Origin of the sequence: Maricaulis sp. (genome assembly GCF_030149425.1) — a bacterium.
Taxonomy (GTDB): Bacteria; Pseudomonadota; Alphaproteobacteria; order Caulobacterales; family Maricaulaceae; genus Maricaulis.
Window position 1 is genome coordinate 1 of sequence record NZ_JASBRQ010000064.1, and the last position, 24662, is coordinate 24662.

Sequence of the window (24662 nt, forward strand, 5' to 3'; positions counted from 1 at the left end):
CTGCGACTGAAGAGTGCGGCTTCGTGGTGATCGGCTACCGCGGGGAAACGTGAAACGAAAGCCGAATTGGAAGGCTCGTATGAGCGACGCAGACGATAATAAGCCCTCTGGCCGCCGGCCGCTTTCGCTGAACCGTTCCGGATCTGGAACCGTGCAGCAGAGCTTTGCGCGCGGCCGCTCCAAGGCGGTTGTGGTCGAGACCAAGCGTAAGCGGGTCGCTGCACCGGGCAAGGAGGCGGCTCCCGCAGCCAAGGGCAAGGCACCTGCCGGCAAAGCCAAGGCGGGCGAGTCGACCCTGGCCGCGAAGGCGCGTCAGCTCGGTCTGTCCGAAGAAGAACTGCTGGCCCGCCAGCGGGCGATTGCCCGCGCGCGAGCCGAGGCCGCCGAGCGCGATGCGGAAAAGAAGAAGGCGGAAGCCGACCGTGTGCGCCGGGCTGAGGAAGAAAAGCGCGCGCTGGAAGAAAAGCGTGAGCGTGAAAAGCGCGAAGCCGAGGAAGCCGTTGCCCGCGCTGCCGCTGAAGAAGCGCGCGTCAAGGCAGAGGCCGAAGCTGCCCGCGCCGCTGAAGAAGCGCGCCGTAACAAGCGTGATGACGAGCCGCGTCGCAAGCCTGCCGGTGACAAGCCGCAGGGCCGCCGCGAAAGCGCTCCGACGCCGCCGGCCGAACCGGCCAATGCGCTGGAAGCCCTGGGTGGCCGGATCAAGTCCAAGCGGCCCGGTGGCGATGCCGCCGGCGCAGCCAAGCAGCAGCAGCGCGCGAAAACCGATACCCGCCGCCGCGGCAAGCTGACGATCCAGAATATTCTCGATGGTGACGAGGAGCGGCAGCGTTCGCTGGCCTCCGTGCGTCGTGCGCGTGAGCGCGAAAAGCAGCGCCGCCAGGACACCGGAACCGGTTCCGACAAGATCCAGCGTGAAGTCATCGTGCCGGAAGCGATCAGCGTTTCCGATCTGGCCAACCGTATGGCTGAACGCGCCGTCGACGTTATCAAACTGCTGATGAAGCAGGGTCAGATGGTGCGTCAGAACGATATCCTGGATGCCGACACTGCCGAGCTGGTGGTCGAGGAATTCGGCCATATCGTCAAACGCGTCTCCGAGGCTGATGTCGAGGAAGGTTTCATCGCCGAGGACGATGCCGAAGAGACCAAGGTCTCGCGCGCGCCGGTCGTCGCGGTCATGGGCCATGTCGATCACGGCAAGACCTCGCTGCTTGATGCCCTGCGTTCAACGGACGTGGCGTCCGGCGAGGCCGGTGGCATCACCCAGCATATTGGTGCCTACCAGGTGCAGCTGAAGTCCGGCGAGAAGATCACCTTCCTCGATACCCCGGGTCACGCCGCTTTCTCCGCCATGCGTTCGCGCGGTGCGGAAGCGACCGACATCGTCATTCTCGTTGTCGCAGCCGACGACTCCGTCATGCCGCAGACGATCGAGGCGATTAATCACGCCAAGGCGGCCGGAACGCCAATCATCGTGGCGGTGAACAAGTGCGACAAGGAAGGCAGCGATCCGAACCGGGTGCTGACCGACCTGCTGCAGCACGAGATCATCGTTGAAGCGATGTCTGGTGAAACCCAGGCGGTCAACGTATCCGCACTCAAGCGCATGGGTCTAGAAGAGCTGACGGAAGCGATCACGCTGCAGTCCGAACTGCTCGACCTCAAGGCCAATGCTGACCGCGCCGCCGAAGGCGTCGTTATCGAGAGCCAGGTCGATAAGGGCCGTGGTCCGGTTGCGACCGTTCTCGTGCGCCGCGGCACGCTGCAGCGCGGCGATATCGTCGTTGCCGGCTCGCAGTGGGGCAAGGTGCGGGCTCTGACCAATGAGCGCGGCCAGCAACTGACCGAAGCCGGCCCGTCCATCCCGGCCGAGATTCTCGGCCTCGACGGTGCGCCGGAACCGGGTGAAGTCTTTGCTGTTGTCGATAGCGAAGCCCGCGCCCGCGAGATTGCCGAATACCGTCAGCGCAAGCAGCGCGATGCGTCGGGCGTGGTTTCCGGACCGGGTGCGTCGCTCGAGCAGATGATGGCGCGTCTGAAACAGGACCAGGTTCAGGAAATGCCGATCCTGGTGAAGTCTGACGTGCAGGGCTCGGCCGAAGCGATCAAGCAATCGCTTGAGAAAATCGGCAATGACGAAGTCCGTGCCCGCGTTATTCACTCGGCTCCTGGCGGCGTGAATGAGAGTGACGTCCTGTTGGCCAAATCTTCCGGCGCTCCGATCTTCGCCTTTAACGTCCGTGCCAATAAACAGGCGCGTGAACTGGCAGAGTCCGAGGGCGTGGAGATCCGCTACTACTCGGTGATCTACGACGTCATTGACGATGTCCGTGGCACGATGGAAGGCATGCTGGCACCCGAAAAGCGCGAGGACTTCATCGGTTACGCCGAGATCCTGGAAGTCTTCAATATCACCAAGGTCGGCAAGGTCGGCGGTTGCCGCGTGACCGAAGGTGTCGTGAAACGTGGTTGTGGCGTACGCCTGCTGCGCGACGATACGGTGATCCATGAAGGCGAGCTGAAAACGCTCAAGCGCTTCAAGGACGAGGTTCCCGAAGTGCGTGCCGGCACCGAATGTGGCATGGCTTTCGAGAACTATGACGATATCCAGAAGGGCGACCTCATTGAGTGTTTCGATGTCGTCGAGGTGGCTCGCAAGCTGGAAGACTAATCCCGGCTTGATACGAAAAAGTAAGGGCGGCCGGATGCTATCGGGCCGCCCTTTTCATACCTGCGATTTACTCAAGCCAAGGGCGTCTTGAGGGGGGACATTCCGCAGGCAGTCTGCTGATAGACGAGGTTCAGGATCGCACCCCACCGGAGTGCTCGGGCTGGTAAATGGTCGAGTGCGACCCTGTTCCTCATGGAGTGCCGTTGGGCGTCTCCATATCCGCTTGGTAGGACATGCGGCCGCCGCGATAATCGGGCATGTCCAGGTGTTCGATGACCTTGCCGTTCTCGATCCGTACAGACGTCACGACATTGCCGGTCCAAACCGTGAAACCGCCATCAGGCCGTGCCCAGCGCGCTTCCACTTCAGCGGCGTAGACGGCCTGGCCGGAGGCCTCGTGCTGCATGGCGATGTCATAGGCGATCTCGGTCAGACCGTTATCATCGCGAAAACCGGCTATGGCGGCGAGGATCGCGTCGCGGCCCTCGTAGTGATAGGGCCCGCCCTCAATGGTGAAGCTGCCGCGATCGGAGAAAATGGCCTCATTGGCCAGCAACTCCCCCATGCGCTCAGTGTCGAGCGCGGAGTAGGCGTCGAGATAGGCGCGGGCAATGTCCGCATCCGCGTCTTGCGCCAGTACCGGCGTTGCGAGCAGGAAGCCGGCAAGAACGGCAGCGGAAATTGAATGAAGGTCAGACATGGATCAGCCCTGGGTGGATGAAATTCACCTACAGGGATAATCCGCTCGGACGCCATAAAAAAAGTGCCCGGACAAGGCTTTGTGACGAACAGGATGGGCTGGTGGGACGAAATCAGATCCTCTGGCGCACTTGCCACGGACCGGATGAGGGCGTACACCCGCGCGCCCTGTTGCATGGAAGGTATCGATATGGGCTCCAAGCGCTTCAATGAGAGCAAAGGACCCTCGCAGCGGCAATTGCGCGCGGGCGAGCTGGTCCGGCATGCCCTGGTCGATATTCTCGCCCGGGAAGGGTTTCGCGATCCGGCGCTGGAAAGCGTCATGATCTCGGTCACGGAAGTGCGGCCGAGCCCGGATCTGCGCAGCGCCAAGGTTTATGTCGCGCCTCTGGGCGGTGGTGATGCCAAGGCGCTTGCCTCCGCACTGAACAAGAGCGCCGGCTTCTTGCGCGGCCGCCTGGGGCGCGAAATTGACATGAAATTCACGCCGGAACTCCACTTCCACGCCGATAACAGCTTCGACACCGCCAGCCAGGTCGACCAATTGCTGGCGCGACCAGGAGTGCAGCAGGACCTGGACGGCGAGGACGACTAGCCCGGGACGGAGCCGTCGTCTGATGCCGGTTCAGGCAAGTCCAGCCGTTCGATGGCAAAACGTTCTTCGCCCCGGCTCAGGGGGCGGCGCACTGCCTCCAGGCGGGTGACCTGCCCCAGCTCATCGCGGATCAGGCTCAGCTCGGTATTGAAGTGGCGCCATAGCAGGCGGTCTTCACCGGACGGTGTGAGAAACTGACGCTCTCCGGTCGCTTCGATCATCACGTCCATGCCAAGCGTGCCAGCCTGCAGCTGTAATGGGCCCAGATCGGGCGACAAATAGCGTCCGGCTGCATCAATCTGACCCGATAAGGCCACGCTTGCCGGACGAGGTGCAGGCGGCTGCAGAGCTGGATCAAGGATCGCAGTGGCGAGAAGCGGCAGCATTTCAGCGGCCGGATAGCTGTTGATATTGCCCGCATAGGCGATCACCAGCTCCTGCGACGGAACGATCAGGATCATCGCCAGCTCGGACCCGATCACATACAGCGTGTGCTCACCATAGCGCCACAGCCGGGCCGGCGGCCGCAACGAGCCATCATCGTTGAACAGATCAATCTCCCGGCTTGCCACGGCACGGCCGAGGGCGAGCAAATCATCGACACTGCTGACCAGGCCGCCGGATCCGGGCCGGGCCGGTGCACCGGGCTGGCGCACCAGTTCCAGCGGTGGCGGGCCCGGGCGGTAGACCGGCAGGGCGGTTTCAATACGGCCGCGCACCAGATAGCTGTCATTGAGCCCGGCGGGAGAGAGGACGTGTAGGGCTGCCAGGGTCTCAAAACGGCCCCGGCCGGCCCGTTCGGCGATGGCGACCAGCAGGGCGTGATTGAGCTCAGAGGCCATGGCCTCATGCGGTCCGTCTTGCAGCGTGGCGTGATCGCGCACCCAGGCGACGATATCGTCCGTCCGCAAGCTGCGTAACGCGTCCCACGCAAGTTCGGCGGTCAAACCGGACCGGTGGTGAACGAGGTCGCGCACCGTTACAGCGGCCTGCCCCTCCAGTTCATGCAGGTAGGTCTGCACCGGGGCATCCAGGTTCAGCGCGCCATCGTCTGCCAGCTCCTGGATGACGGCCTGCACCAGCAGGGCGCTGAGCGGCCCGGCATCAAAGCGCGCAGCGGTGTCAAAAGCCTGCTGATTTTCCCAATCGCCATATCCCAGACGGACAAAGGCCAGCAATTCCTCGCCGCGGCGGACACCGATCACGCCGGAGAAATCCCGGGTTTCGGCCAGTGGCCCGAACTGGCGTTCCAGCCTGGCGGTATAGTCCGGCGTCTGCGCCAGCGCGGCGAACGGTAGAACCAGTATCAGGCTGACCAGGATCAAGGCGTGGCGCATGGGGCGGAGCTCCGGATTGGGACTGAATTCAAGTATGAAATCGGAACGCAGACAATAGCGTGCATCCGCGCTCTTGCGCCCGGCCTGTGCTTGGCTTAGGACGCCCGCTTTCCCGCGACCGGGTCCGATCCCCGGAGCCAGAGGAGTGAGATATGGCACGACGCCGCAAGGGCGAGAACATCCATGGTTGGATCGTTCTCGACAAACCGCTGGACATGACATCGACCCAGGCCGTTTCTGCGGTCCGGCGCCTGTTCAATGCTAAGAAGGCCGGTCATGCCGGCACGCTGGATCCGTTGGCGACCGGTATCCTGCCCATTGCGCTGGGGGACGCCACCAAGACCGTGCCCTTCGCCATGGACGGTGAGAAAGTCTACCGTTTCAGCATCGCCTGGGGCACGCGCACCGACACGCTCGACCGCGAAGGCGATGTTGTGGCGCGCTCGGATCATCGCCCGGCAGCGGCGGAGATCACGGCTGTGCTGGCGGAGTTCACGGGCGAAATCGACCAGATCCCGCCGGCATTCTCGGCTATCAAGGTCGATGGTGAGCGTGCCTATGACCTGGCCCGTGACGGCGAAACGGTCGAGCTGGAAGCGCGCCGCGTCTATATCGACAGCCTGGAACTGATCGATTGTCCGGACGCCGATCATGCCCGTTTCGAGATGCGTTGCGGCAAGGGTGTCTATGTTCGTTCACTGGCACGCGATATCGCTCATGCGTTGGGAACGGAGGGCCATATTGCAGAGCTGCGCCGTACCCTCGTCGGCACGTTTGAGGAATCAGAATCCACAAAGCTGGACGTCTTGAAAGAAATGGCGCATAAGGGCGCCGCTTCGGAAGCTCTGCTCCCGGTACAGACCGCACTGGACGACATCCCGGTGCTGGCCGTGTCCGAGGAGGAATCCTTCCAATTGAAGCAGGGTCGCTCGATCGTCCTGCTCCCGCGTCTAGCGCAAGAGCTCAAGGAGCAACGGCGTCCGCTCACCATAGCGGGCAAGGATTGCACCTTTCTGGTTCTGGCGGAATGCAGTGGAGAGGCAGTGGCGTTGGGCGATGCGAAGGCCGGAAAGTTCCAGCCCTCGCGTGTTTTTAACATGACCCCGTAAAGGGGCGATACGACATACAGGAGCACACGATGTCGATTACGCCTGAGCGCAAGAGCGCACTCATTTCCGAGCATGCCCGTGGCAATGCCGATACCGGTTCGCCGGAAGTCCAGGTCGCAATCCTCTCTGAGCGGATTGCCAACCTCACCGAACACTTCAAGACCCACAAGAAGGACAACCACTCCCGTCGCGGCCTTCTTAAAATGGTCTCCCAGCGCCGCCGTCTTCTCGACTATGTGAAGAAGAAGGATGAGGCGCGCTACAAGGCTCTGATCGAGAAGCTCGGTCTGCGCCGTTAATCCGCGACATTATCCGTACGAAAGACGATATGTTCGATATCCAGAAAGAAACGATTGAGTGGGCGGGACGCCCGCTTACTCTCGAAACCGGGCGGGTCGCCCGGCAGGCAGACGGCGCGGTCATGGTGACCTATGGCGAGACTACGGTTCTCGCCACCGCCGTTGGCGTCAAGCAGGTCAAGCCGGGTGCAGATTTCTTCCCGCTGACCGTCAACTATCAAGAGAAATACTTCGCCGCCGGTAAGATTCCTGGCGGTTTTTTCAAGCGTGAAGGGCGTCCGACCGAGAAAGAGACGCTGACCTCGCGTCTGATCGACCGTCCGATCCGTCCGCTGTTCGTCAAGGGCTTCAAGAACGAAGTCCAGGTGATGATCACTGTCCTGTCGCATGACATGGAAAACGATCCGGACATTGTCGGCATGATTGGCGCTTCGGCGGCTCTGTGCCTGTCCGGCCTGCCCTTCATGGGCCCGATCGGCGCCGCCCGCGTCGGCTATATCGATGGCGAATACGTCATCAACCCGCAGGTCGACGAGATGCCGGAAAGCGCTCTGGACCTCGTTGTTGCTGGTACGCAAGACGCTGTGATGATGGTGGAATCGGAAGCTAAAGAGCTGTCCGAGGACGTCATGCTCGGCGCTGTCGTCGCTGGTCACGAGGCATTCCAGCCGGTGCTCGACGCCATCATCCGCCTGGCGGAAAAAGCTGCGAAAGAGCCGTGGGATTACCAGCCGGCCGATCACTCTGCCGAGGAAGCCAAGGTTCGCGAGCTCGTCGGTGACGAAATCGCCCAGGCCTACACCATCACCGAAAAGACCGAGCGTTACGCAGCGGTCGGTGCGGCGAAGGAAAAGGCTGTCGCAGCTCTGCTGCAGACCGAAGAAAATCCGGACGGCATCGAAGAGACGGTGCTGAAGGACGTGCTCAAGTCGGTTGAAGCTTCCGTCGTTCGCGGTGGCATCATCAAGACCGGCAAGCGCATTGATGGCCGCTCGCTCGATCAGGTTCGCTCGATCGTTGCCGAGGCCGGCATCCTGCCGCGGACGCACGGTTCGGCTCTGTTCACCCGTGGTGAAACCCAGGGCATGGTCGTGGCCACGCTCGGCACCGGTGAAGACGAGCAGTTCATCGACGATCTGACGGGAACGTATAAGGAGCGCTTCATGCTCCATTACAACTTCCCGCCCTACTCCGTCGGTGAGACCTCCTTCCGTCTGGCTCCGGGCCGCCGCGAAATCGGCCACGGCAAGCTGGCCTGGCGTGCGGTTCGCGCCGTTATCCCGGGTGCGGAAGACTTCCCCTACACCATCCGTCTCGTCTCCGAGATCACCGAGTCCAACGGTTCGTCTTCCATGGCGACGGTTTGCGGTGCCTCCCTGGCGATGATGGATGCCGGTGTGCCGATCACCCGTCCGGTGTCCGGTATCGCCATGGGCCTGATCAAGGATCCCGATGGCGTTGCCGTTCTGTCCGACATCCTCGGTGACGAGGATCATCTCGGCGACATGGACTTCAAGGTCGCAGGTACGTCGGAAGGCGTCACCTCGCTGCAGATGGACATCAAGATCGCGGGCATCACCAAGGACATCATGGAAACTGCTCTCGAGCAGGCCAAGGGTGGCCGGATGCACATCCTCGATGAGATGGCCAAGGCACTCGACACGGCGCGTGAGGAACTCGGCGAGTTCGCACCGCGTATCGAGACCATGCAGATCCCGGTCGACAAGATCCGTGACGTGATCGGTTCCGGCGGCAAGGTGATCCGTGAGATCGTCGAAACCACCGGTGCCAAGCTCGACGTCAATGATGACGGCGTGATCAAGATCGCATCTTCCGATGCGGCTTCGATCAAAGCGGCCCGCGACTGGATCCACAGTCTGACGGCTGAGCCGGAAGAAGGCGTGATCTACAAGGGCAAGGTGGTCAAAGTCATGGACTTCGGCGCCTTCGTGAACTTCTTCGGTCCGAAAGACGGCCTCGTGCACGTCTCTCAGATGAAGAATGAGCGCGTGAAGCACCCGTCTGACGTCGTCTCTGAAGGCGATGAAGTCTACGTCAAACTCCTCGGCTTCGACGATCGCGGCAAGGTTCGCCTGTCGATGAAAGTCGTCGACCAGGAAACTGGCGAAGAGGTCAAGAAGGAAGAGGAAGCCGAGGCGTAAGCTTCAGGTTCATTCCTGGAAGATCAAAGCCCCGCCGGCTCACGCTGGCGGGGCTTTTCTTTTGCTGCTGAGAAATTGCGCGCTCAGGCCACGAGGCGGTCGCGATAGCGGCGGCTTCCGGGTATCGAGGCTCCCGATGAGAGCGTGACGGTGACATCGCCCTCGCCCGTTGGTGTGATCTCGGTGATCAGGCTGCGATTGACCAGCCAGGAGCGGTGGACGCGGACGGCATCTATTCCGGCTTCGCGCAATTGCCGCTCGAGCTCGGCCAGGGTCATGCGGGCCAGTTGTTCGCCGCTGGCCAGGGTCAGCTCGACATAATTGCCGGCCGCCTTGGCGGTCTGGAAGGCCTCGGCCTCGACCAGCACGGTGCGGCCGCCGCATTTCAGGGTCAGGCGGTGGGTGCGCCGGGCCTCCTCGCGCGCGGCCTCGGCGTCCATGCGTGCCCATTCGACCATGCGGAAGCCGGACAGGGTCAGGATCTGGACCGAATAGGTCAGGGCGTCCTTGCGCAGCTCGTAGAGGAAGACTTCGAGCGGATTGTTGAAGAAGACATAGGGCCGGTCGAACAGCACCGGATGCAGACTTTCGCGCAGCACCCCCATCAATCCGACATGGATCAGGGTGAAGGCCATCACCCCCGCAGCATGATATGGCAGTGCGGATTTCCAGCTGCCGGTAACCAGCGGGTAGCGGCGCTCGAGAAATACCAGGGCCGGCATCAGGGCCAGGATCAGGGCCATGCTTGTGCCCTCGATGAACCAGGGCTGGAGTGCGTCGATTTCCCGTCCGACCCGATCGGCCTCCATCTGGATCGAGGTCGAGTTGACGATGTAATTGGCGACCATGAGGGTGGCGATGGTCGCCATGGCGCCGCGGGCGATGGTGCGCTCGGCGCGGGTTTCACGATCAATCTGGCGATGGCTCATGCCGCGATCATGCCCAAGCGGCGAAGCGGCGCAAGTCTGCGCTTTGCCGCTTGTCCCTACGGGCCGCCGCTCATCCCTGCACTGCAGCCGGACATCCCGCCGGGCCGCATCCGCTCCCGTTGAGCTGGGGCCTGGCCCGGCTTGCGCCGATGCTGCAGCTGTCTAGCATGGAGCCCGAAATGAGTAGCGGAACCGAAGTTAATCCCAGCGCCGTCTTTACCCGTCGCCATGATCTTGATTGGTTGCGGATCATCGCCTTTGGCCTGCTGATTTTCTATCACATCGGCATGTTCTTCAACACGGAGGGGTGGCACGCCAAAAGCCTCAACGCCAATGATGCGATGGAGCCTTTCATGTGGCTCTCCAGCCCCTGGCGCCTGCCACTCCTGTTCTTTGTCTCCGGCGTGGCCATCCGCTTTCTCTCCGACAAGCTCGGCAGTGCCCGGTTCGCAGCGGACCGGAGCTGGCGGCTATTCCCGGTCATCCTGTTCGGCATGTATGTGATCGTGGCACCGCAGACCTATGTCGAGCTGCGCACGGCGGGGGAGATTGAAGCCGGGTTTGCGGCTTTTTATCAGCGCTATGCCGGAGAATGGGGCGGGCCATGGCCGGTCCATACGCCGACCTGGAACCATCTTTGGTATGTCGTCTACCTGTTTGTCTATTCCCTGTTTCTGGCGCCGCTGGTGCCGCTCCTGAGGGTGCTGGCCGATAGCCGTCCGCTGCAAGCCTTCGGGCGCATCCTGGCGCGCAATCCGCTGACATCGCTCGGCCTGCTTTTGCTGCCGCTGGTGCCGCTGATGGCGATCCGCTTCAGCCTGGTCCCGTCCTTCCCGACGACGCATGACCTGGTTGGTGACTGGGCCAATCACGCCCAATCCCTGACCATGGTGTTGCTGGGTTATTTCATGGCCAAGAATGAGGGGGTCTGGCGCGCCGTCGACAAACTCTTCCCCATCGTCGCCGCCGTGACGCTGTCCTCGCTCGCTTTCCTGCTCTGGTGCTATCTGGACTGGGACAATGTCGCCACCAATGAAACCCTGCTCTGGATCGCGCGGATTGATCGTGTGGTGTTTACCTGGTCCATCATCCTGACCCTCATCGGTCTGGCGCGGCGCTTTCTCAATACCGACGGTCCGGTGCGCCGCTATCTCACCGAGGCGGTCTTTCCCTACTATATCCTGCACCAGACGATCACAGTTGCGGCGGGCTATTGGCTCAATGGTCTGGGCCTCGGTGTATGGACGGAATTTTTCATTCTCGTAATGATCACCTTCGGCGGTTGTGCGCTGGGATATGAGATCATCAAGCGTATCCCGATACTTCGCCCGGTCATGGGGTTGAAGTGGAAACGCGACGCGCCCAAGGCGCGTGTACAGGCTGCATGAGTTGAGCTTCCCCTTGCGGCCAAGCCCGCTATTCTGGCGCGCAATTTCGTCCGGCACGCGGGCGTCGTAAGGGGAGTATCTCATGAATTTGACCGCCAAGACCGGCGCCTGGCTTGTGTCCGGCGCCGTCGCTTTGGGGCTGGCCGTATCCGTGCCCGTTTCGGCTCAGGACGGCTATCGTTTGCCGCCGCAGGATATCGTCGACATCGTCGATGCGGCGCCTTCGCCGTATACATCACTGTCTCCGGCGCGCGACACCCTCCTCCTGATGCACCGCGAAAGCCTGCCGCCGGTCGCGGAAATGGCACGGCCGATGGAGCGCCTCGCCGGCATGCGCCTGGATGCGGCGACCAATGGCCGCCATGGTCCGCGTTCGATCGTCGGGCTCAGCATCATGGATCTGGAAAGCGGCGAGGAACAGGATGTCCGTCTGCCCGATGGCGGGATTTCCAATATCTCCTGGTCTGCTGATGGCTCGCATATCGCTTTTGTCATGACCCGCAATGACCAGCTCAGCCTCTGGGTTGTCGATGTCGAGCGGGCCCGGGCGCGCGAGCTGGTGGACGCCGGCATCAATGCGGTCTTCACCCCGTTTGAGTGGATGCCGGATGGTGAGAACCTGCTCGTCACCCTGGTTGACCCGGATCGTGGCGCCATGCCGGAGCGCCCGCGCGTACCGGCTGGACCGGTGATCCAGGAGGCTTCCGGTTATGAAGCGCCGGTTCGGACCTATCAGGACTTGCTCAAGGACGAGGCCGATGCGGCCCTGTTCAGCTGGCTGGCCAGCTCCCAGCTGGCCATTGTCCCGGTCAATGGACGCCGTATCCGCGAGATCGGCGAGCCGGGTCTGTATTATTCCGCTGAACCGGCCCCGGGCGGTGACTACATTCTCATCGGCGAGATGGTGGAACCCTTCTCCTATGTCGTGCCCTGGTCGCGCTTCCCCGACCGTACGGCCGTTCTCGACATGGACGGGAATGAGGTCGCTGAAATCGCGACCCAGCCGCTGGCTGACAATGTACCGATCGGTGGCGTTATCACCGGTCGCCGTAGCGTGGGCTGGCAAGCGTCTCACGCGGCCCGCCTGACCTGGGCTGAAGCGCTCGATGGCGGCGACCCGCGCGTCGAGGCTGATGAGCGCGACAGCGTCTGGGCGCTGGCAGCTCCGTTCGATGGTGAGCCGGTCGAGATCCTGCGTACCGAGGATCGCTATTATGGCGCTGATTTCACCTCCGAGCCGGGCATCGGGATCGCCGTCGAGTATGATCGTGACACCCGCGTCGTGCGCCAGTGGATCGTTGATTTCGACAATCCGGATGCCGAGCCGCGGCTTGCCGAAGAGCGCAATATCCAGAATGCCTATGCCGATCCGGGCGACCCGTTGCGCGTGCGCAATGAGTTAGGCCAGTCGGTGATCGGGGTTGAGGATGGTTATGTCTTCTTCGCCGGTGACGGTGCGACGCCGGACGGCGACCGCCCCTTCCTGTCGCGGATGAATTTCGAGACGCTTGAAACCGAAGAGATCTGGCGCAATAGCGGTGAGAATTATGAGGAAGTCATTGGTCTGACCTCCTCGGATGGCTCCAGCTTCCTGACCTCCTGGCAGGATCCGGTGACGCCGCCGAATGTCCGCCATCACAGTGGTGGCGAGGTCGAGCCGGTGACGAATTTCGCCAATCCGCACCCGCAGCTCAACGATATCTCGCGCCAGTTGATCACCTATGAGCGTGAGGATGGTGTACCGCTCTCCGCCACGCTTTATCTGCCGGCGGACTATGAGGAAGGTGACACGCTGCCGGTCCTCGTCTGGGCTTATCCGCGTGAGTTCAATGATGCGGCCACCGCCGGTCAGGTGCGGGGCTCGCCCTATATGTTCACCCGCGTTGCCGGCACCAGCCCGCGCTTCCTGGTGACCCAGGGCTATGCCTTGCTGGAAAACGCCACCATGCCGATCGTGGGTGATGATCCGGAAACGGTGAATGACAGCTTCATCGAACAGCTCGTACTGTCGGCCGAAGCGGCGCGTGATGTGTCCGTTGAGATGGGCTTTGGTGATGGCGAGCGTCTGGCGATTGCCGGTCACTCCTATGGGGCCTTCATGACCGCCCACCTGCTCGCAGCCAGCGATATCTTCCGCGCAGGCATCGCCCGCTCAGGGGCTTACAACCGCACCCTGACCCCGTTCGGCTTCCAGGCCGAGCGACGTACCTTCTGGCAGGCGCCGGATGTCTATTTCGAGCTTTCGCCCTTCATGCATGCCGACAACATCAATGAGCCCATGCTCATGATCCATGGTCAGATCGACAACAATTCCGGCACATTCCCGATGCAGTCGGAGCGCATGTATGCCGCTGTGAAAGGCAATGCGGGCACCGCGCGCCTGGTCATGCTGCCCTATGAGAGCCATGGCTACCGGGCGCGTGAGAGCGTGCTCCATGTTCTGGCGGAAAGCATCGACTGGCTCGATCGCTGGGTGAAGCCGGAGGAGGATCCGCGCGCCCCGTCTGAAGCGGCGATGGAGTAGAATAAACCCGCCCTTTCAATACCCAAAAGAAAACCCCGCCGGAGAATGGCTCCGGCGGGGTTTGTTTTTGCGCGGTCAGACCGGTTTAGAAGGCGGCCTGGATACCCAGCGTGATCACATTGGTTTCCGCATCGCTCTCCGACCAGCTTGATCCGTCCGGCAGATTGCCGCCGGACAGGAAGTTGAGCGGCACCCAGCCCTCGGTCCGGATCAGCTCGCCGAACACATTGACACTCGGGGTGACGAAATAGGAACCGCCCAGCACCCACTGGTTCTGACGTTCCCACGGCGCGCCCTCATCACCGGCGATGAAGGTGGAGAATTCCGCCGACAGGTAGAAAGGCTCGTCACGGCCGGTGTCGATGGCGTAGCGGCCGCCAAAGCCCCAGGACGTGGTTTCCACCGCTTCGAACACGGAGAGCGGATTGGACGGGATCGGAACCGCCGAGCCGGGCCACTCGTCTGTGGTGCGGGCATATTCGCCGAGCAGGCGCAGGGCGCCGAGATCGAGGCGGCCATACACCGAATAGGCCGGATTATTCTCTTCGCACGGGTTGAAGTGGAAGACCGGATAGGCCTGGCAATAGGGGCTGCCATGCTGGTAGCTGGCGCCGAGCATGAACTCGCTGTCGACCCCGAGATCGCCGGTGTAATTGGCATCAACGGCGAAATTATTGACCCGCGAGGGCACATTGGTGCCTTCAACCGGCGTATTGGCGGCGCGGAACTGGGCCCCGCCCTGGATCGCCATGGCCCGGACATGAAGCCCGTCCGCGGAATACCCGACCGTTCCGCCATAGGCGAGACCGGCGAAGGAGTGCCAGACGGTAGAGTTGGTGAACGGGCTCACCGTGTCATTGAGGCCAAAGGGCGTATCCATCTTGCCGATGGCGCCATACCACGGGCTTTCATCGAGATTGCCCCAGAGCACGTAAGCGCGACGAACCTGGACCTGGTTGCGGTTGAGGTCGGTGAGCGTACCGGAGCCGAAGCTCTGTTCCGGATTGTAGAGCAGTTCGACAAAGCCGGTGATGTTGTCGGTGAAGCGGGCCGTGGTCTGCAACTGGGCAGAGTGCACGACCAGTTCGGAGACTTCCTCGCCGATCTGGTTGGCCGAGGTCGGGTGGCGCATCAGCCAGCCGAACTTGGTGTCCGAATTGCTCTCCTGATAGTTCGCCAGGGCCGTGATCGCGCCACCGAAGGTGACACGATTATTGAGCTGGCCGTCCTGCATGGCCCGTAGCTGGGTCAGCTGGCGCGTGTTCGAGCCTTCGGCGTGGTCAAGCACAGCGTAGCTGTATTCGGAGTTGAGCCCGACAAGGCCACCCGAACCCGCATTGTCGATGACATGGACCTGGGCGGTTGCCCCCGCACCGCCCTCGGTGTCGATGGCGACAACGACGCGGCGCTCTTCATGCACTTCGCCGTGATGCAGCTCGGTCTCCACCTCGGTCTCGACGACGATGCCGTTCTCGGCGGTCAGCGCCTCCAGATACTGCAGCAGCTGGGCATTGGTCTGTTCGAGTTGTTCGATACGGGCTTCCAGCGCCGAGATGCGATCATCATCGTCTGCCAGAGCCGGCATTGCGGTCGCTGCCAGCACCAAAACGCTGGCCGTGCCCGCAAGGAGCTTGTTCTTCATAACTGTGTTCCTGTTCCCTAGTTGGTCGCGTCAAGCGACCCCCGACCCAGTCATGGCTAAGCAGATTGGCCTTTGGCAGCAATGTCTAAACCCGAGAAAAATTCCGGTTAGTGCTAACATCGGCGGAGGTGTGGCTTCGCGGTGACGACGCGAGCTCGGCGCAAGAAAAACCCCGCCGGAGACGTGCTCCGACGGGGCGTTTTCGAAGTGAATTGAGGACGACTAGTCTTCGTCCATCGACGGCACGGCAACAGCGTGGAAGCCGGCATCGACATGCAGGGTTTCACCGGTGCAGGAATGCCCCAGATCGGAAAGAAGGTAGAGCGCGGCGCCGGCGACGCCTTCCATGCGCGTGTCTTCCTTCATCATCGACCATTCGCGGCCGGTCTTCATCAGCGATTTGCCGCCGGAAATACCGGCCATGGCGAGGGTCCGCATGGGGCCGGCCGACAGCGCGTTGACGCGGATGCCCTGCGGGCCGAGATCGCGGGCCATATAGCGGGTGGAGGCCTCCAGGGCTGCCTTGGCGACGCCCATGACATTGTAGGACGGCACAACCCGTTCGGAGCCGAGATAGGTCAGGGTGACCATGGAGCCGCCATCATTCATCAGATGGCTGGCACGCTTGCCGGCATCGACAAAGGAGAAGGCCGAGATTTCCATCGCCCGGCGCCAGCCCTCGCGGGTGGTGTTCTCGGTGAAGGAGCCGACCAGCTCGTCCTTGCCGGCAAAGGCAATGGCGTGGACCAGGAAGTCCATCTTGCCCCATTTCGCTTCGATTTCCTTGAAGCAGGCATCCATGGAGGCGTCATTGGTGACGTCCGCCTGGATCATCATCGGCTCACCGTCCAGGCTTTCCACCAGCGGACGCACGCGGCGTTCCAGGGCTTCATCCTGGTAGGAAAACGCCAGCTCGGCGCCCTGAGCCGCCAATTGCTGGGCGATGCCCCAGGCAATGGAATTCTTGTTGGCGACGCCCATGACAAGCCCGCGCTTGCCTTTCATCAGCTCACCTGCTGGAAAAACCGTGTCCGCCATGGGTGTTCCCCCTCGTTTGACGTGATTGGTGTTAGACTTTCTGGAAAACGACGGTGCCGTTGGTGCCGCCGAAGCCGAAGGAGTTCGACATCGCCGTCTTGATCTCCGCCTCGCGCGTTTCGGTGACGATCGGCAGGTTGAGCGCGGCGATATCCGGGTCCATGTCGAAGACGTTGATCGACGGGGCGACAAAGCCGTTCTTCATCATCAAGAGCGTGTAGATGGCTTCGTGCACGCCGGCCGCGCCAAGGGCATGGCCACTCATTGACTTGGTGCCGGAAATCATCGGTGCTTTATCGCCAAAGACTTCCTTGACCGCTTCCATCTCCTTGATGTCGCCGACCGGAGTCGCGGTGGCGTGCGGGTTGAGGTAGTCGATGTCGGAACCGGCGGTTTCCATCGCCAGCTTCATCGACCGCACAGCACCCTCACCGGACGGAGCGACCATGTCATAGCCGTCCGAAGTGGCGCCATAACCGGTGATCTCGGCATAGATCGGTGCGCCGCGCTTCTTGGCGCGCTCGTATTCCTCGAGGATGACAACGCCTGCACCGGCACCGCCGACGAAACCGTCGCGGTCCTTGTCAAAGGCACGGGAAGCCTGTTCCGGCGTGTCGTTATACTTGGTCGACATAGCGCCCATGGCGTCGAACAGGTTCGACAGGGCCCAGTGGATTTCCTCGCAACCGCCGGCGAACATGACGTCCTGCTTGCCCCACTGGATCTGCTCCGCTGCCGCACCGATACAGTGCAGCGAGGTCGTGCAGGCCGAGGTGATGGAATAGTTCACACCCAGGATCTTGAACGGTGTGGCCAGGGTCGCCGACGCGGTCGAGCTCATCGCCTTGGGCACGGCGAACGGGCCGATACGGCGCGGGCCTTTCTCGCGGGTCACATCGGCGGCGTTGACGATGGTACCGGCCGACGGACCGCCGGAACCCATGATGATGCCGGTGCGGTAGTCCGAGATGTCGTCTTCCGGCAGCCCGGCATCGGCAATGGCTTGCTCCATCGCCATATAGTTCCAGCCGGCGCCTTCCGACATGAAGCGGTAGACGCGCTTGTCGACATGGTCGGCCGGATCCACGGTCGGCTTGCCGCCAACCTGGCATTTGAATCCGTATTTGGCGAAGTCATCCATGCGGCCGATGCCGCTTTTGCCCTCGCGCAGGGACTGGGTGACTTCCTCGGCATTATTGCCAATGGCAGAGATCACACCGAGACCGGTGATAACGACACGACGCATGATGGAACTCCTCGATCAGGCCATTTCGCCGGGCTGGAACAGGCCCACGCGCAGGTCTTTCGCGGTATAGATGATTTTGCCGTCGACTTCGACGTGACCATCGCCGATGGCCATGATCAGTTTTCGTTGGATGACACGCTTGAGATCGATGACATAGCGCACGACCTTTGCGTCCGGCGTGATCTGGCCCGTGAACTTCACCTCGCCCACGCCGAGGGCGCGACCGAGACCCGGATTGCCTTTCCAGCACAGGAAAAAGCCGACCAGCTGCCACATGGCATCAAGGCCGAGACAGCCCGGCATGACCGGATCGCCTTTGAAGTGGCAGTCGAAGAACCAGAGGTCTTTCTTGATGTCGAGCTCGGCCACGATATGGCCTTTGCCGTGTTCGCCGCCATCGTCATCAATGTGAAGGATGCGATCCATCATCAGCATCGGCGGGGCGGGCAGTTTGGAGCGGCCTTCGCCCCACATGCGGCCGTCGGAGGAGGCGATCAGGTCTTCATAGCTGAAAGAGCTTTGGCGTTCGGTCATGTAGCCGGTCGGTTGCGCCGTGGCGGCCGGCCAATGCGGCCGCGGGGCTGGGTATCGATGGCCGTCCGGAAGGCCGAGACGGCGGGTCAGCGCAGAGCGGTATCACGCGTAAGGGAGGCGCTCAAGGCGGGGCTGCCGTCACGCCCGGCCTGATCCTCGGCGCTACGCTCTTCCGGATAGATGCCCCACAGGCCGTCCGTGCTGACCCAGCCGCGATATCCGCCGGCCTCGGCGCGGCACCAGCCGGTGCGGCAGCGGTCGAGTTCGAGGATAACGCCGGCTTCGGCGACGGCTTCAATCGGAGCATCGGCCTCCGCCCGGGCACGCAGGATGGTTTCTTCCTGCGTCATCGCAGCGCGACGCCCGGAGAGGATGGAGCGATGCATCCAGGTGATCTCGCCCTGCGGATCGCGGACGCGGCGCCAGTTTTCCGTTTCCGCGATAACTTCCATCGGCACGCCGGCCCGGCGGTATACCCAGGCGATCGGGTGCGCCATGCTCGGACCGGTGCGTCCATGCGAGGCATCGAATTTGAGGCTGACAAAACGCGGAACCGGCTGGCCAGACGGCGTGTCGTCCATCCGAGCCTGGGCGTGCGCGGTCGACGCGAGCAAGGCAAGTGTAAGGCTGGACACGATACGCAACATGGAACTCTCCCTGACCTGTTCCCTCTGTCCCATCATAGATAACGGCCGGTAAATCAGGGCTTAAACGGAGGATGGCATGGCACGACGAATAATCACCAGCGGTGCGGCGATCGGCACGGGTATCGCGCTTGGTGTCGCGCTTGGCGCGGCGCTGGACAATATCGCCCTGGGTATCGCGCTGGGCGTCGCCTTCGGGGCTGCATTCAGTGTGTCTGGCGGCTCATCAACCGATGGTGATGATGAAAACGGAAGAAATACCCCTATATCCGGAAAGGACGACGGCGGAGCGACGCCGGACTAAACGAAGGGGACAATCATGAGTTTTCGTCTCGCCATTACCGGCATGACCGCTGCTCTGGCGGCTGCCGGCGCGCATAGTGCAACCGCATTCGCCGCTCACCAGGATGAGGGCCCGAGCGTTGAAACCACCGAACTGGGCAATGGGCTCTACATGCTGTCGACAGGGATTGCCGGCAATCTCGGCCTCCTGATCGGTGAGGACGGCGCGGTGCTGATCGATGATCAGCTGCCCAATACCGGAAGCCTGATCGAGGGCGCTATTGTGGAAATCGCCGGTGAGGGCGCGCCGCGCTTCATCGTCAACACGCACTGGCATGGTGACCATACCGGCGGCAATGCCCACTTCGCCGAGCAAGGCTCTACCGTGGCGGCACATCACAATATCCGCCGCCGTCTGGAAGACAGCGATGCCGACTGGATTCGCCCGGCCACCCTGCCGGTGCTGACGTTCGGCGATGACCTGACCTTCCACATGAATGGTCAGACCATCGAAGTCACCCACCTGCCGACCGCTCACACGGATGGCGATGCCATTGTCTATTTCCGTGAAGCCAATGTCCTGCACATGGGGGACATCCTGTTCTCCGGCCTCTTCCCCTATATCGATCTGGGCAGTGGCGGCACAGTTGATGGTTTCATTGCCGCGCTCGAGCACGCCTATGAGCTGGCGGATGATGAGACTGTGGTGATCGCCGGTCATGGCCCGCTTTCGACGCGCGCCGATATCCAGGCCTCGATCGACATGCTGAAGGAAACCTCCTTCCGGGTCCGGTCTCTCGTTGAGGGCGGGGCTGACCTCGCTGCGGTACGCGAAGCGGAACCGCTGGCCGATTATCATGACGACTGGAATTGGCGTTTCATCACCACCGAGCGCATGGTCGAAACGCTCTTTAATGACGCCGTCGCGCGCCAGTAGATACCGGCTGTAAATCTTCGGTTTCTGTCGAAGATTTAAATCCGCAACCAGATTGCGGGAAGGATTGAGGGTCTAGAACGGGTGTCATGAAGACACCCGCCGACCCGTCCGAACCCAAACCGCCAGCCTTGCGCACCCGTCCGCTCGGCTTTGCCGCCGGCCTTGGCGCCGGCGTCATCCTTTGGGGCATTATCACTGTCGCGACCGCCAATGTCTGGCTGGGGGCGTTGTTCGGGCTTGCGCCCGGACTGGCCATCGGTGTGGGTTTGCACGCGACGGCGCGGCGCTAGCTGCCGCATCCCGGGCAGGCGGGGTCCTTGCCGAGCGTTACTGTCCGGCTGGTCATCGACAGGCCGTCATAGAGCAAAATACGCCCGTCGAGGCTGTCCCCGGCCTGGCAGACCCATTTGATCGCTTCCAGTGCCATCATCGATCCGATAACGCCGGTCAGGGCCCCGACAATGCCGACCCGGGAGCAGGTTTCGGCGTCCGGCGGGATTTGCGGCACCCAGCAACGATAACACGGCGAGGCAGGGGTGGCGTTGAACAGCGCAACCTGTCCATCCCAGCGTCCGACAGCGCCCGAGATCAGGGGCTTGCCCAGCGCCCGGCACGCAGCGTCGACGGCGAAACGGGTCTCGAAATTATCGCAGCCATCGAGAACGAGATCCGCCTCGGCCAATAGCGGGCCGGCATTGGCGCTATCTAGGGCAACGGGGTGCGTCTTTATGGTGATGGCGGGGTTCAGGGCCTGCAGCGCGGCTGCGCCGGTCGTGACCTTGGGGGTGCCGACATCATTGCTGGTGAACAGGATCTGGCGCTGCAAATTGTCCAGGCTGACCGTGTCCGGATCGATCAGGGTGAGCGTGCCGACACCGGCCGCCGCCAGATACAGCGCTGCGGGCGCCCCCAGCCCACCAGCGCCAACCAGCGCGATATGGGCCTTGGAAAGCGCTTGCTGTCCGGGCCCGCCGACCTCTTTGAGGACGATATGGCGGGCATAGCGTTCGATATCGATGCTCATAGGCCAAGAGGTGGCTGAGCCTGCGCGCCGGATCAAGACCTTATCTCTGCGGCTTGCGTCTTCCTTCCGGCTGCGAACGCGATCACACTTGCCCCATGTCCACCCTCCCCACCCCGCAGCTCTCCGACCATCAGACCCGCCTGCTCGACTGGCTGGGCAAGGACAAGCCGCATGTCTTCCTCACCGGACGGGCCGGGACCGGCAAGACGACGCTGATGCGCGAGTTTCTGCGCCGGGCCGGTAATCGCGCTGCGGTGCTGGCGCCGACGGGTGTGGCGGCGATGCAGGCTGGCGGGCAGACGATCCATTCCTTCTTCCATTTCCCGCCGCGTCTGATCGAGGCGCGTGATATCCGCCGCGTGCGCCATCGCCGTGTGGTGCAGGCGCTGGAGACCCTGGTGATCGATGAGATCTCCATGGTCCGGGCCGACATGATGTGGGCGATCGACAAGTCGCTGCGGCTCAATCGCGAGATCGATGAGCCCTTTGGCGGGGTACAGGTGGTCCTGGTGGGGGATCTGGCGCAATTGCCGCCCGTGGTTCAGGGCGCGGAGGCGGAATATCTGGAAGCCAAATATGGCGGGCCCTTCTTCTTCCACCCGCCGCCCTTCCGCGATGCCGGTTTCACCCTGGTCGAGCTGGAACAGGTTTTTCGCCAGACCGACGAGTATTTCATCAACATTCTCAACGCTGTGCGCGATGGTGATCTGAACTCCGACGAGGCGGCTGATCTGAATGAGCGGGTCACCGGCCGGTCCGGGCTGGAGGCCAGCCTGTCCCATGTCGTGCTGACCTCGACCAATGAAGCCGCCTTCCGCATCAACCAGGCCCGGATCCAGGGGCTGCAAACGCCTGAACGCGCCTATGAGGGCAAGGTCGAGGGCCAGTTTGACCCGCGCCTCTTCCCGGCCGAGGAGCCGCTGGTGCTCAAGATCGGTGCCCGGGTGATGCTCACCCGTAATGACCCGTCCGGACGCTGGGTCAACGGGACGCTCGGGGAGGTCGAGGGTTTTGACGAGAAGGCGGTGCGCGTGCGTATCGGTGATCAGGTCTATGCCGTCGAACCGGCCAAGTGGGAGCGCAATGCCTATGCTTTCGATCCCGCCGCTCAGGCCCTGACCAAGACGACGGCCGGCAGTTTCACCCAGTATCCGCTGCGCCTGGCCTGGGCGATGACGATCCACAAGGCCCAGGGGCTGACGCTGGACAAGGTCTATCTCGACCTCGCCCGGCGTCTGTTTGCCCATGGCCAGGCCTATGTGGCGCTGTCCCGGGCCCGCTCGCTGGAAGGGCTGGAGCTGTCGCGCCCCCTGACACCGGGTGACATCATTTCCGATCCGCGGATCTTCGACGTGAAGAGCTTTTGTGACCCGGCGCCGCTGAGCGTGGCCTAGTCGGCCTCGGAAATCGCCCGCAATAACTGCCCGCCTGACCGGTCAATAGCCCGGTTCATGACGACAATCGCACCGAAATCCTGCTCAGGCACCACGGCCGTATGCATGACCCACAAGGTGTTGGAGCCGGAGTGCTGGAGCTCGTCCGATCCCAGGCCCCAGCCCATGGCATAGGGGGTGTCGAAGGGCTGTGTCAGAAGAATGTCCCAGCTCTCTGCGGTCAGAAAATCGCTCTCCACGCCGCGGCCGCCATCAATATGGGCCTGCAAATACAGGGCATAATCGGGCAGGGAGATGTGGAGCGTGCCGGCCGGCCCGAGTACCGGCGGGTTATCGCCCTCTGCACCGGTCTGGGAGGTAAGACCGCCGAACAGGCCTCCACGGTGACCGCGGGGCTGATCCACGATGTCGGTTGATCCCGGTGCCCCGAAGCCGAAATCGTCGATGCCCAGGGGCTCGAAAACCTCGCGGGCGATCAGGGTTTCCCACGCCTCGCCGGTCGCTTGTTCCAGCATGGCACCGGCAATGACATAGCCGGCATTGGAGTAGAGAAAGCTGGTGCCCGGTTCGGATTGAGGAGATTGTGACAGGATATGTCCTGCATAATCAAGGCGCTGTTCCGGCATCGGGCGGCCATCGCTACCTTCGATCAGGAAGCGCATCATGTGGAACATGCCGATATTCGCCTTGGCGCCGGAATAATGGCTGAGCAAATGGCGGAAGGTGACGTCCGCAAAGCCTGGATCGATATTGTCGATGGCCTCGCCGAGATGCTGTTCGACCGTATCGTCCCAGCTGATCACACCCTGCTCGGCCAGACGGGCGATGAGGGTGGCGGTCATCGACTTGGTGTTGGAGCCGATATGCCAGAGATCGTCCGGGGTGACCTCGATGCTGTCGTCGATATCGCGCAGGCCGGCGACGCCTATCCGCACCTCCCCTTGATACATCCGCATCATGGCCGCAGCGGGCGCGCCGGCGTCCTGGCGTGCTGTTTCGGCCAGTTCTGCTAAGGCTGGGTCATTGGGCGTCTGGGCCAGTGCTGCGGGTGTGAGCAGCAGGGCTGCGCCGGTCAGGCAGCTGGCAAAGAGCGTCTGTCGAACTGAATTGGATTGCATAATGTCCCCCTAGAAGTGCGCGGAATATCCCCGGCCCGCAGGTATAAGACACGCAGAAGGGTTTAAGGCCTAGCGGGACAGTTGCAGGGTGTATCCCCTCTGATGAGGGCGCGTTCAGGGGGCGGGATTAGTCCTCTGAAAACAGCGCTGTAGACAGGTAGCGCTCGGCGCAGCTGGCGAGGATGACGACAATGGTCTTGCCGGCCATGTCATCGCGCTGGGCCAGTTCGGCGGCGGCCTTGAGAGCCGCACCTGAAGAGATGCCGCCGGGCACGCCTTCGAGGCGGGAGGCTTCGCGAGCCGTGGCGAAAGCGTCGTCATTTGAGACGGTTATCACTTCGTCGATAAGGCCGGTGTCGAGAATGTCCGGGACGAAACCGGCGCCGATGCCCTGGATTTTGTGCGGGCCCGGATCACCGCCGGAGAGGACCGGGCTGTCGGTCGGTTCCACCGCAACGATGCGCACGCCGGGCTTTTTCTCTTTCAAAACAGAGGCAATGCCGGTGATCGTACCGCCGGTGCCGACGCCCGACACCAGCGCGTCGACGCCGCCATCGGTGTCATTCCAGATCTCGATCGCGGTGGTATTGCGATGGATTTCGGGGTTGGCCGGGTTGGCAAACTGACTGGGCATGACGGCATTCGGGGTGTCTTTGAGCAGGGTTTCAGCCATGGCGATGGCGCCCTTCATACCCTTGGCGGCTTCGGTCAGGACCAGTTCGGCGCCGAGATACTGCAAGAGCTTGCGGCGTTCGATCGACATTGATTCCGGCATGGTCAGGATCAAACGGTGGCCGCGGGCGGCGGCGACGAAGGCCAGGCCGATACCGGTATTGCCTGAAGTGGGCTCGATCATCACCGCGTCCGGGCCAAGTTTCCCTGCCTTTTCAAGCGCATCGATCATGGCGACGCCGATGCGGTCCTTGACGCTGGCGAGCGGGTTGAAGAATTCCAGCTTGGCCAGGATGCGCGCCTTGGCGCCGTGTGCCTCGGCGAATTTCGACATCTCCACCAAGGGGGTGTCGCCGATGGTTTCGGCAATCGAGGAATATATACGGCCGCGGCCTTTGGTGCTGATCATGTCGGACTC

The 24662-nt window shown here is 62.4% G+C and carries 21 protein-coding genes and 1 pseudogene; 11 read left to right on the forward strand and 11 right to left on the reverse strand.

The features are described from left to right. Positions 1-79: 79 nt before the first annotated feature. Positions 80-2671: a translation initiation factor IF-2 gene (infB, locus tag Q1V57_RS11020; protein ID WP_300530581.1), complete on the forward strand. Its 2592-nt coding sequence runs from the start codon at positions 80-82 to the stop codon at positions 2669-2671. 190 nt (positions 2672-2861) lie between these two features. Here the strand turns inward: infB and Q1V57_RS11025 are convergent, their stop codons facing one another. After that, complete coding sequence (locus Q1V57_RS11025) at positions 2862-3371, reverse strand: nuclear transport factor 2 family protein (RefSeq protein ID WP_300530584.1); 510 nt, start codon at positions 3369-3371, stop codon at positions 2862-2864. Positions 3372-3560: 189 nt separating this feature from the next. Here Q1V57_RS11025 and rbfA point away from each other — a divergent pair, with 189 nt between their 5' ends. Continuing rightward, positions 3561-3965 carry a 30S ribosome-binding factor RbfA gene (rbfA, locus tag Q1V57_RS11030; protein WP_366145139.1) on the forward strand — a complete coding sequence of 135 codons (405 nt, stop codon included), beginning with the start codon at positions 3561-3563 and terminating at the stop codon, positions 3963-3965. Here rbfA and Q1V57_RS11035 read toward each other — a convergent pair. Then, positions 3962-5302, reverse strand: a complete 1341-nt coding sequence (locus tag Q1V57_RS11035) for a serine hydrolase domain-containing protein (RefSeq protein WP_300530589.1) — start codon at positions 5300-5302, stop codon at positions 3962-3964. The genes rbfA and Q1V57_RS11035 overlap by 4 nt on opposite strands. Before the next feature lie 152 nt (positions 5303-5454). On the opposite strand from Q1V57_RS11035, the gene truB reads away from it, so the two are divergent. From truB to pnp, 3 genes are read left to right on the forward strand one after another with little or no spacing between them, the layout of a single operon-like run. Continuing rightward, the gene (gene truB / locus Q1V57_RS11040; RefSeq protein WP_300530592.1) at positions 5455-6411 is read left to right on the forward strand and encodes a tRNA pseudouridine(55) synthase TruB; all 957 of its coding nucleotides are present in this window, start codon (positions 5455-5457) and stop codon (positions 6409-6411) included. A 29-nt stretch (positions 6412-6440) separates the two neighbouring features. Beyond that, the gene (gene rpsO / locus Q1V57_RS11045; protein ID WP_300530594.1) at positions 6441-6710 is read left to right on the forward strand and encodes a 30S ribosomal protein S15; all 270 of its coding nucleotides are present in this window, start codon (positions 6441-6443) and stop codon (positions 6708-6710) included. 29 nt (positions 6711-6739) lie between these two features. Beyond that, the gene (pnp, locus tag Q1V57_RS11050; protein WP_300530596.1) at positions 6740-8872 is read left to right on the forward strand and encodes a polyribonucleotide nucleotidyltransferase; all 2133 of its coding nucleotides are present in this window, start codon (positions 6740-6742) and stop codon (positions 8870-8872) included. 83 nt (positions 8873-8955) lie between these two features. Here pnp and Q1V57_RS11055 read toward each other — a convergent pair whose 3' ends face one another. Further along, positions 8956-9801 (reverse strand): LytTR family DNA-binding domain-containing protein, encoded by an 846-nt coding sequence (locus tag Q1V57_RS11055; protein ID WP_300530599.1) that lies wholly within the window; start codon positions 9799-9801, stop codon positions 8956-8958. Between the two features lie 179 nt (positions 9802-9980). On the opposite strand from Q1V57_RS11055, the gene Q1V57_RS11060 reads away from it, so the two are divergent. Together Q1V57_RS11060 and Q1V57_RS11065 are read left to right on the forward strand one after the other, a co-directional pair. Continuing rightward, positions 9981-11189, forward strand: coding sequence for an acyltransferase (locus Q1V57_RS11060; protein ID WP_300530602.1), 1209 nt, complete (start codon positions 9981-9983; stop codon positions 11187-11189). Positions 11190-11271: 82 nt separating this feature from the next. Then, a complete protein-coding gene (locus Q1V57_RS11065; protein WP_300530605.1) occupies positions 11272-13713 on the forward strand; it encodes a prolyl oligopeptidase family serine peptidase in 2442 nt (813 codons plus the stop codon). Positions 13714-13798: 85 nt separating this feature from the next. Here the strand turns inward: Q1V57_RS11065 and Q1V57_RS11070 are convergent, their stop codons facing one another. The 5 genes from Q1V57_RS11070 to Q1V57_RS11090 form a co-directional block, all read right to left on the reverse strand. After that, positions 13799-15355 carry a hypothetical protein gene (locus tag Q1V57_RS11070; RefSeq protein WP_300530608.1) on the reverse strand — a complete coding sequence of 519 codons (1557 nt, stop codon included), beginning with the start codon at positions 15353-15355 and terminating at the stop codon, positions 13799-13801. Between the two features lie 222 nt (positions 15356-15577). Next, positions 15578-16393, reverse strand: coding sequence for an enoyl-ACP reductase (locus Q1V57_RS11075; RefSeq protein WP_300530611.1), 816 nt, complete (start codon positions 16391-16393; stop codon positions 15578-15580). Between the two features lie 31 nt (positions 16394-16424). Beyond that, the gene (gene fabB, locus Q1V57_RS11080; protein WP_300530613.1) at positions 16425-17639 is read right to left on the reverse strand and encodes a beta-ketoacyl-ACP synthase I; all 1215 of its coding nucleotides are present in this window, start codon (positions 17637-17639) and stop codon (positions 16425-16427) included. 15 nt (positions 17640-17654) lie between these two features. Continuing rightward, positions 17655-18173 carry a bifunctional 3-hydroxydecanoyl-ACP dehydratase/trans-2-decenoyl-ACP isomerase gene (gene fabA, locus Q1V57_RS11085; protein ID WP_300530616.1) on the reverse strand — a complete coding sequence of 173 codons (519 nt, stop codon included), beginning with the start codon at positions 18171-18173 and terminating at the stop codon, positions 17655-17657. Between the two features lie 86 nt (positions 18174-18259). Further along, positions 18260-18820 carry an SH3 domain-containing protein gene (locus tag Q1V57_RS11090; RefSeq protein ID WP_300530619.1) on the reverse strand — a complete coding sequence of 187 codons (561 nt, stop codon included), beginning with the start codon at positions 18818-18820 and terminating at the stop codon, positions 18260-18262. A gap of 76 nt (positions 18821-18896) precedes the next feature. On the opposite strand from Q1V57_RS11090, the pseudogene Q1V57_RS15925 reads away from it, so the two are divergent. The 3 genes and pseudogenes from Q1V57_RS15925 to Q1V57_RS11105 form a co-directional block, all read left to right on the forward strand. After that, a pseudogene (locus Q1V57_RS15925) lies at positions 18897-19016 on the forward strand (hypothetical protein); the annotation flags it as partial. A 120-nt stretch (positions 19017-19136) separates the two neighbouring features. Further along, a complete protein-coding gene (locus Q1V57_RS11100; RefSeq protein ID WP_300530625.1) occupies positions 19137-20036 on the forward strand; it encodes an MBL fold metallo-hydrolase in 900 nt (299 codons plus the stop codon). Between the two features lie 86 nt (positions 20037-20122). Continuing rightward, entirely contained in the window at positions 20123-20326 is a 204-nt protein-coding gene (locus tag Q1V57_RS11105; protein ID WP_300530627.1) for a hypothetical protein, read from the forward strand. Here the strand turns inward: Q1V57_RS11105 and moeB are convergent. Next, positions 20323-21060 carry a molybdopterin-synthase adenylyltransferase MoeB gene (moeB, locus tag Q1V57_RS11110; protein WP_300530630.1) on the reverse strand — a complete coding sequence of 246 codons (738 nt, stop codon included), beginning with the start codon at positions 21058-21060 and terminating at the stop codon, positions 20323-20325. The genes Q1V57_RS11105 and moeB overlap by 4 nt on opposite strands. A gap of 95 nt (positions 21061-21155) precedes the next feature. Between moeB and Q1V57_RS11115 the strand changes: the two genes are divergently transcribed. Continuing rightward, a complete protein-coding gene (locus Q1V57_RS11115; RefSeq protein WP_300530633.1) occupies positions 21156-22454 on the forward strand; it encodes a DEAD/DEAH box helicase in 1299 nt (432 codons plus the stop codon). Here the strand turns inward: Q1V57_RS11115 and Q1V57_RS11120 are convergent. Beyond that, complete coding sequence (locus Q1V57_RS11120; RefSeq protein WP_300530635.1) at positions 22451-23572, reverse strand: serine hydrolase domain-containing protein; 1122 nt, start codon at positions 23570-23572, stop codon at positions 22451-22453. The genes Q1V57_RS11115 and Q1V57_RS11120 overlap by 4 nt on opposite strands. Before the next feature lie 127 nt (positions 23573-23699). Continuing rightward, positions 23700-24653 (reverse strand): cysteine synthase A, encoded by a 954-nt coding sequence (gene cysK, locus Q1V57_RS11125; protein ID WP_300530638.1) that lies wholly within the window; start codon positions 24651-24653, stop codon positions 23700-23702. Between the last annotated feature and the right edge of the window lie 9 nt (positions 24654-24662).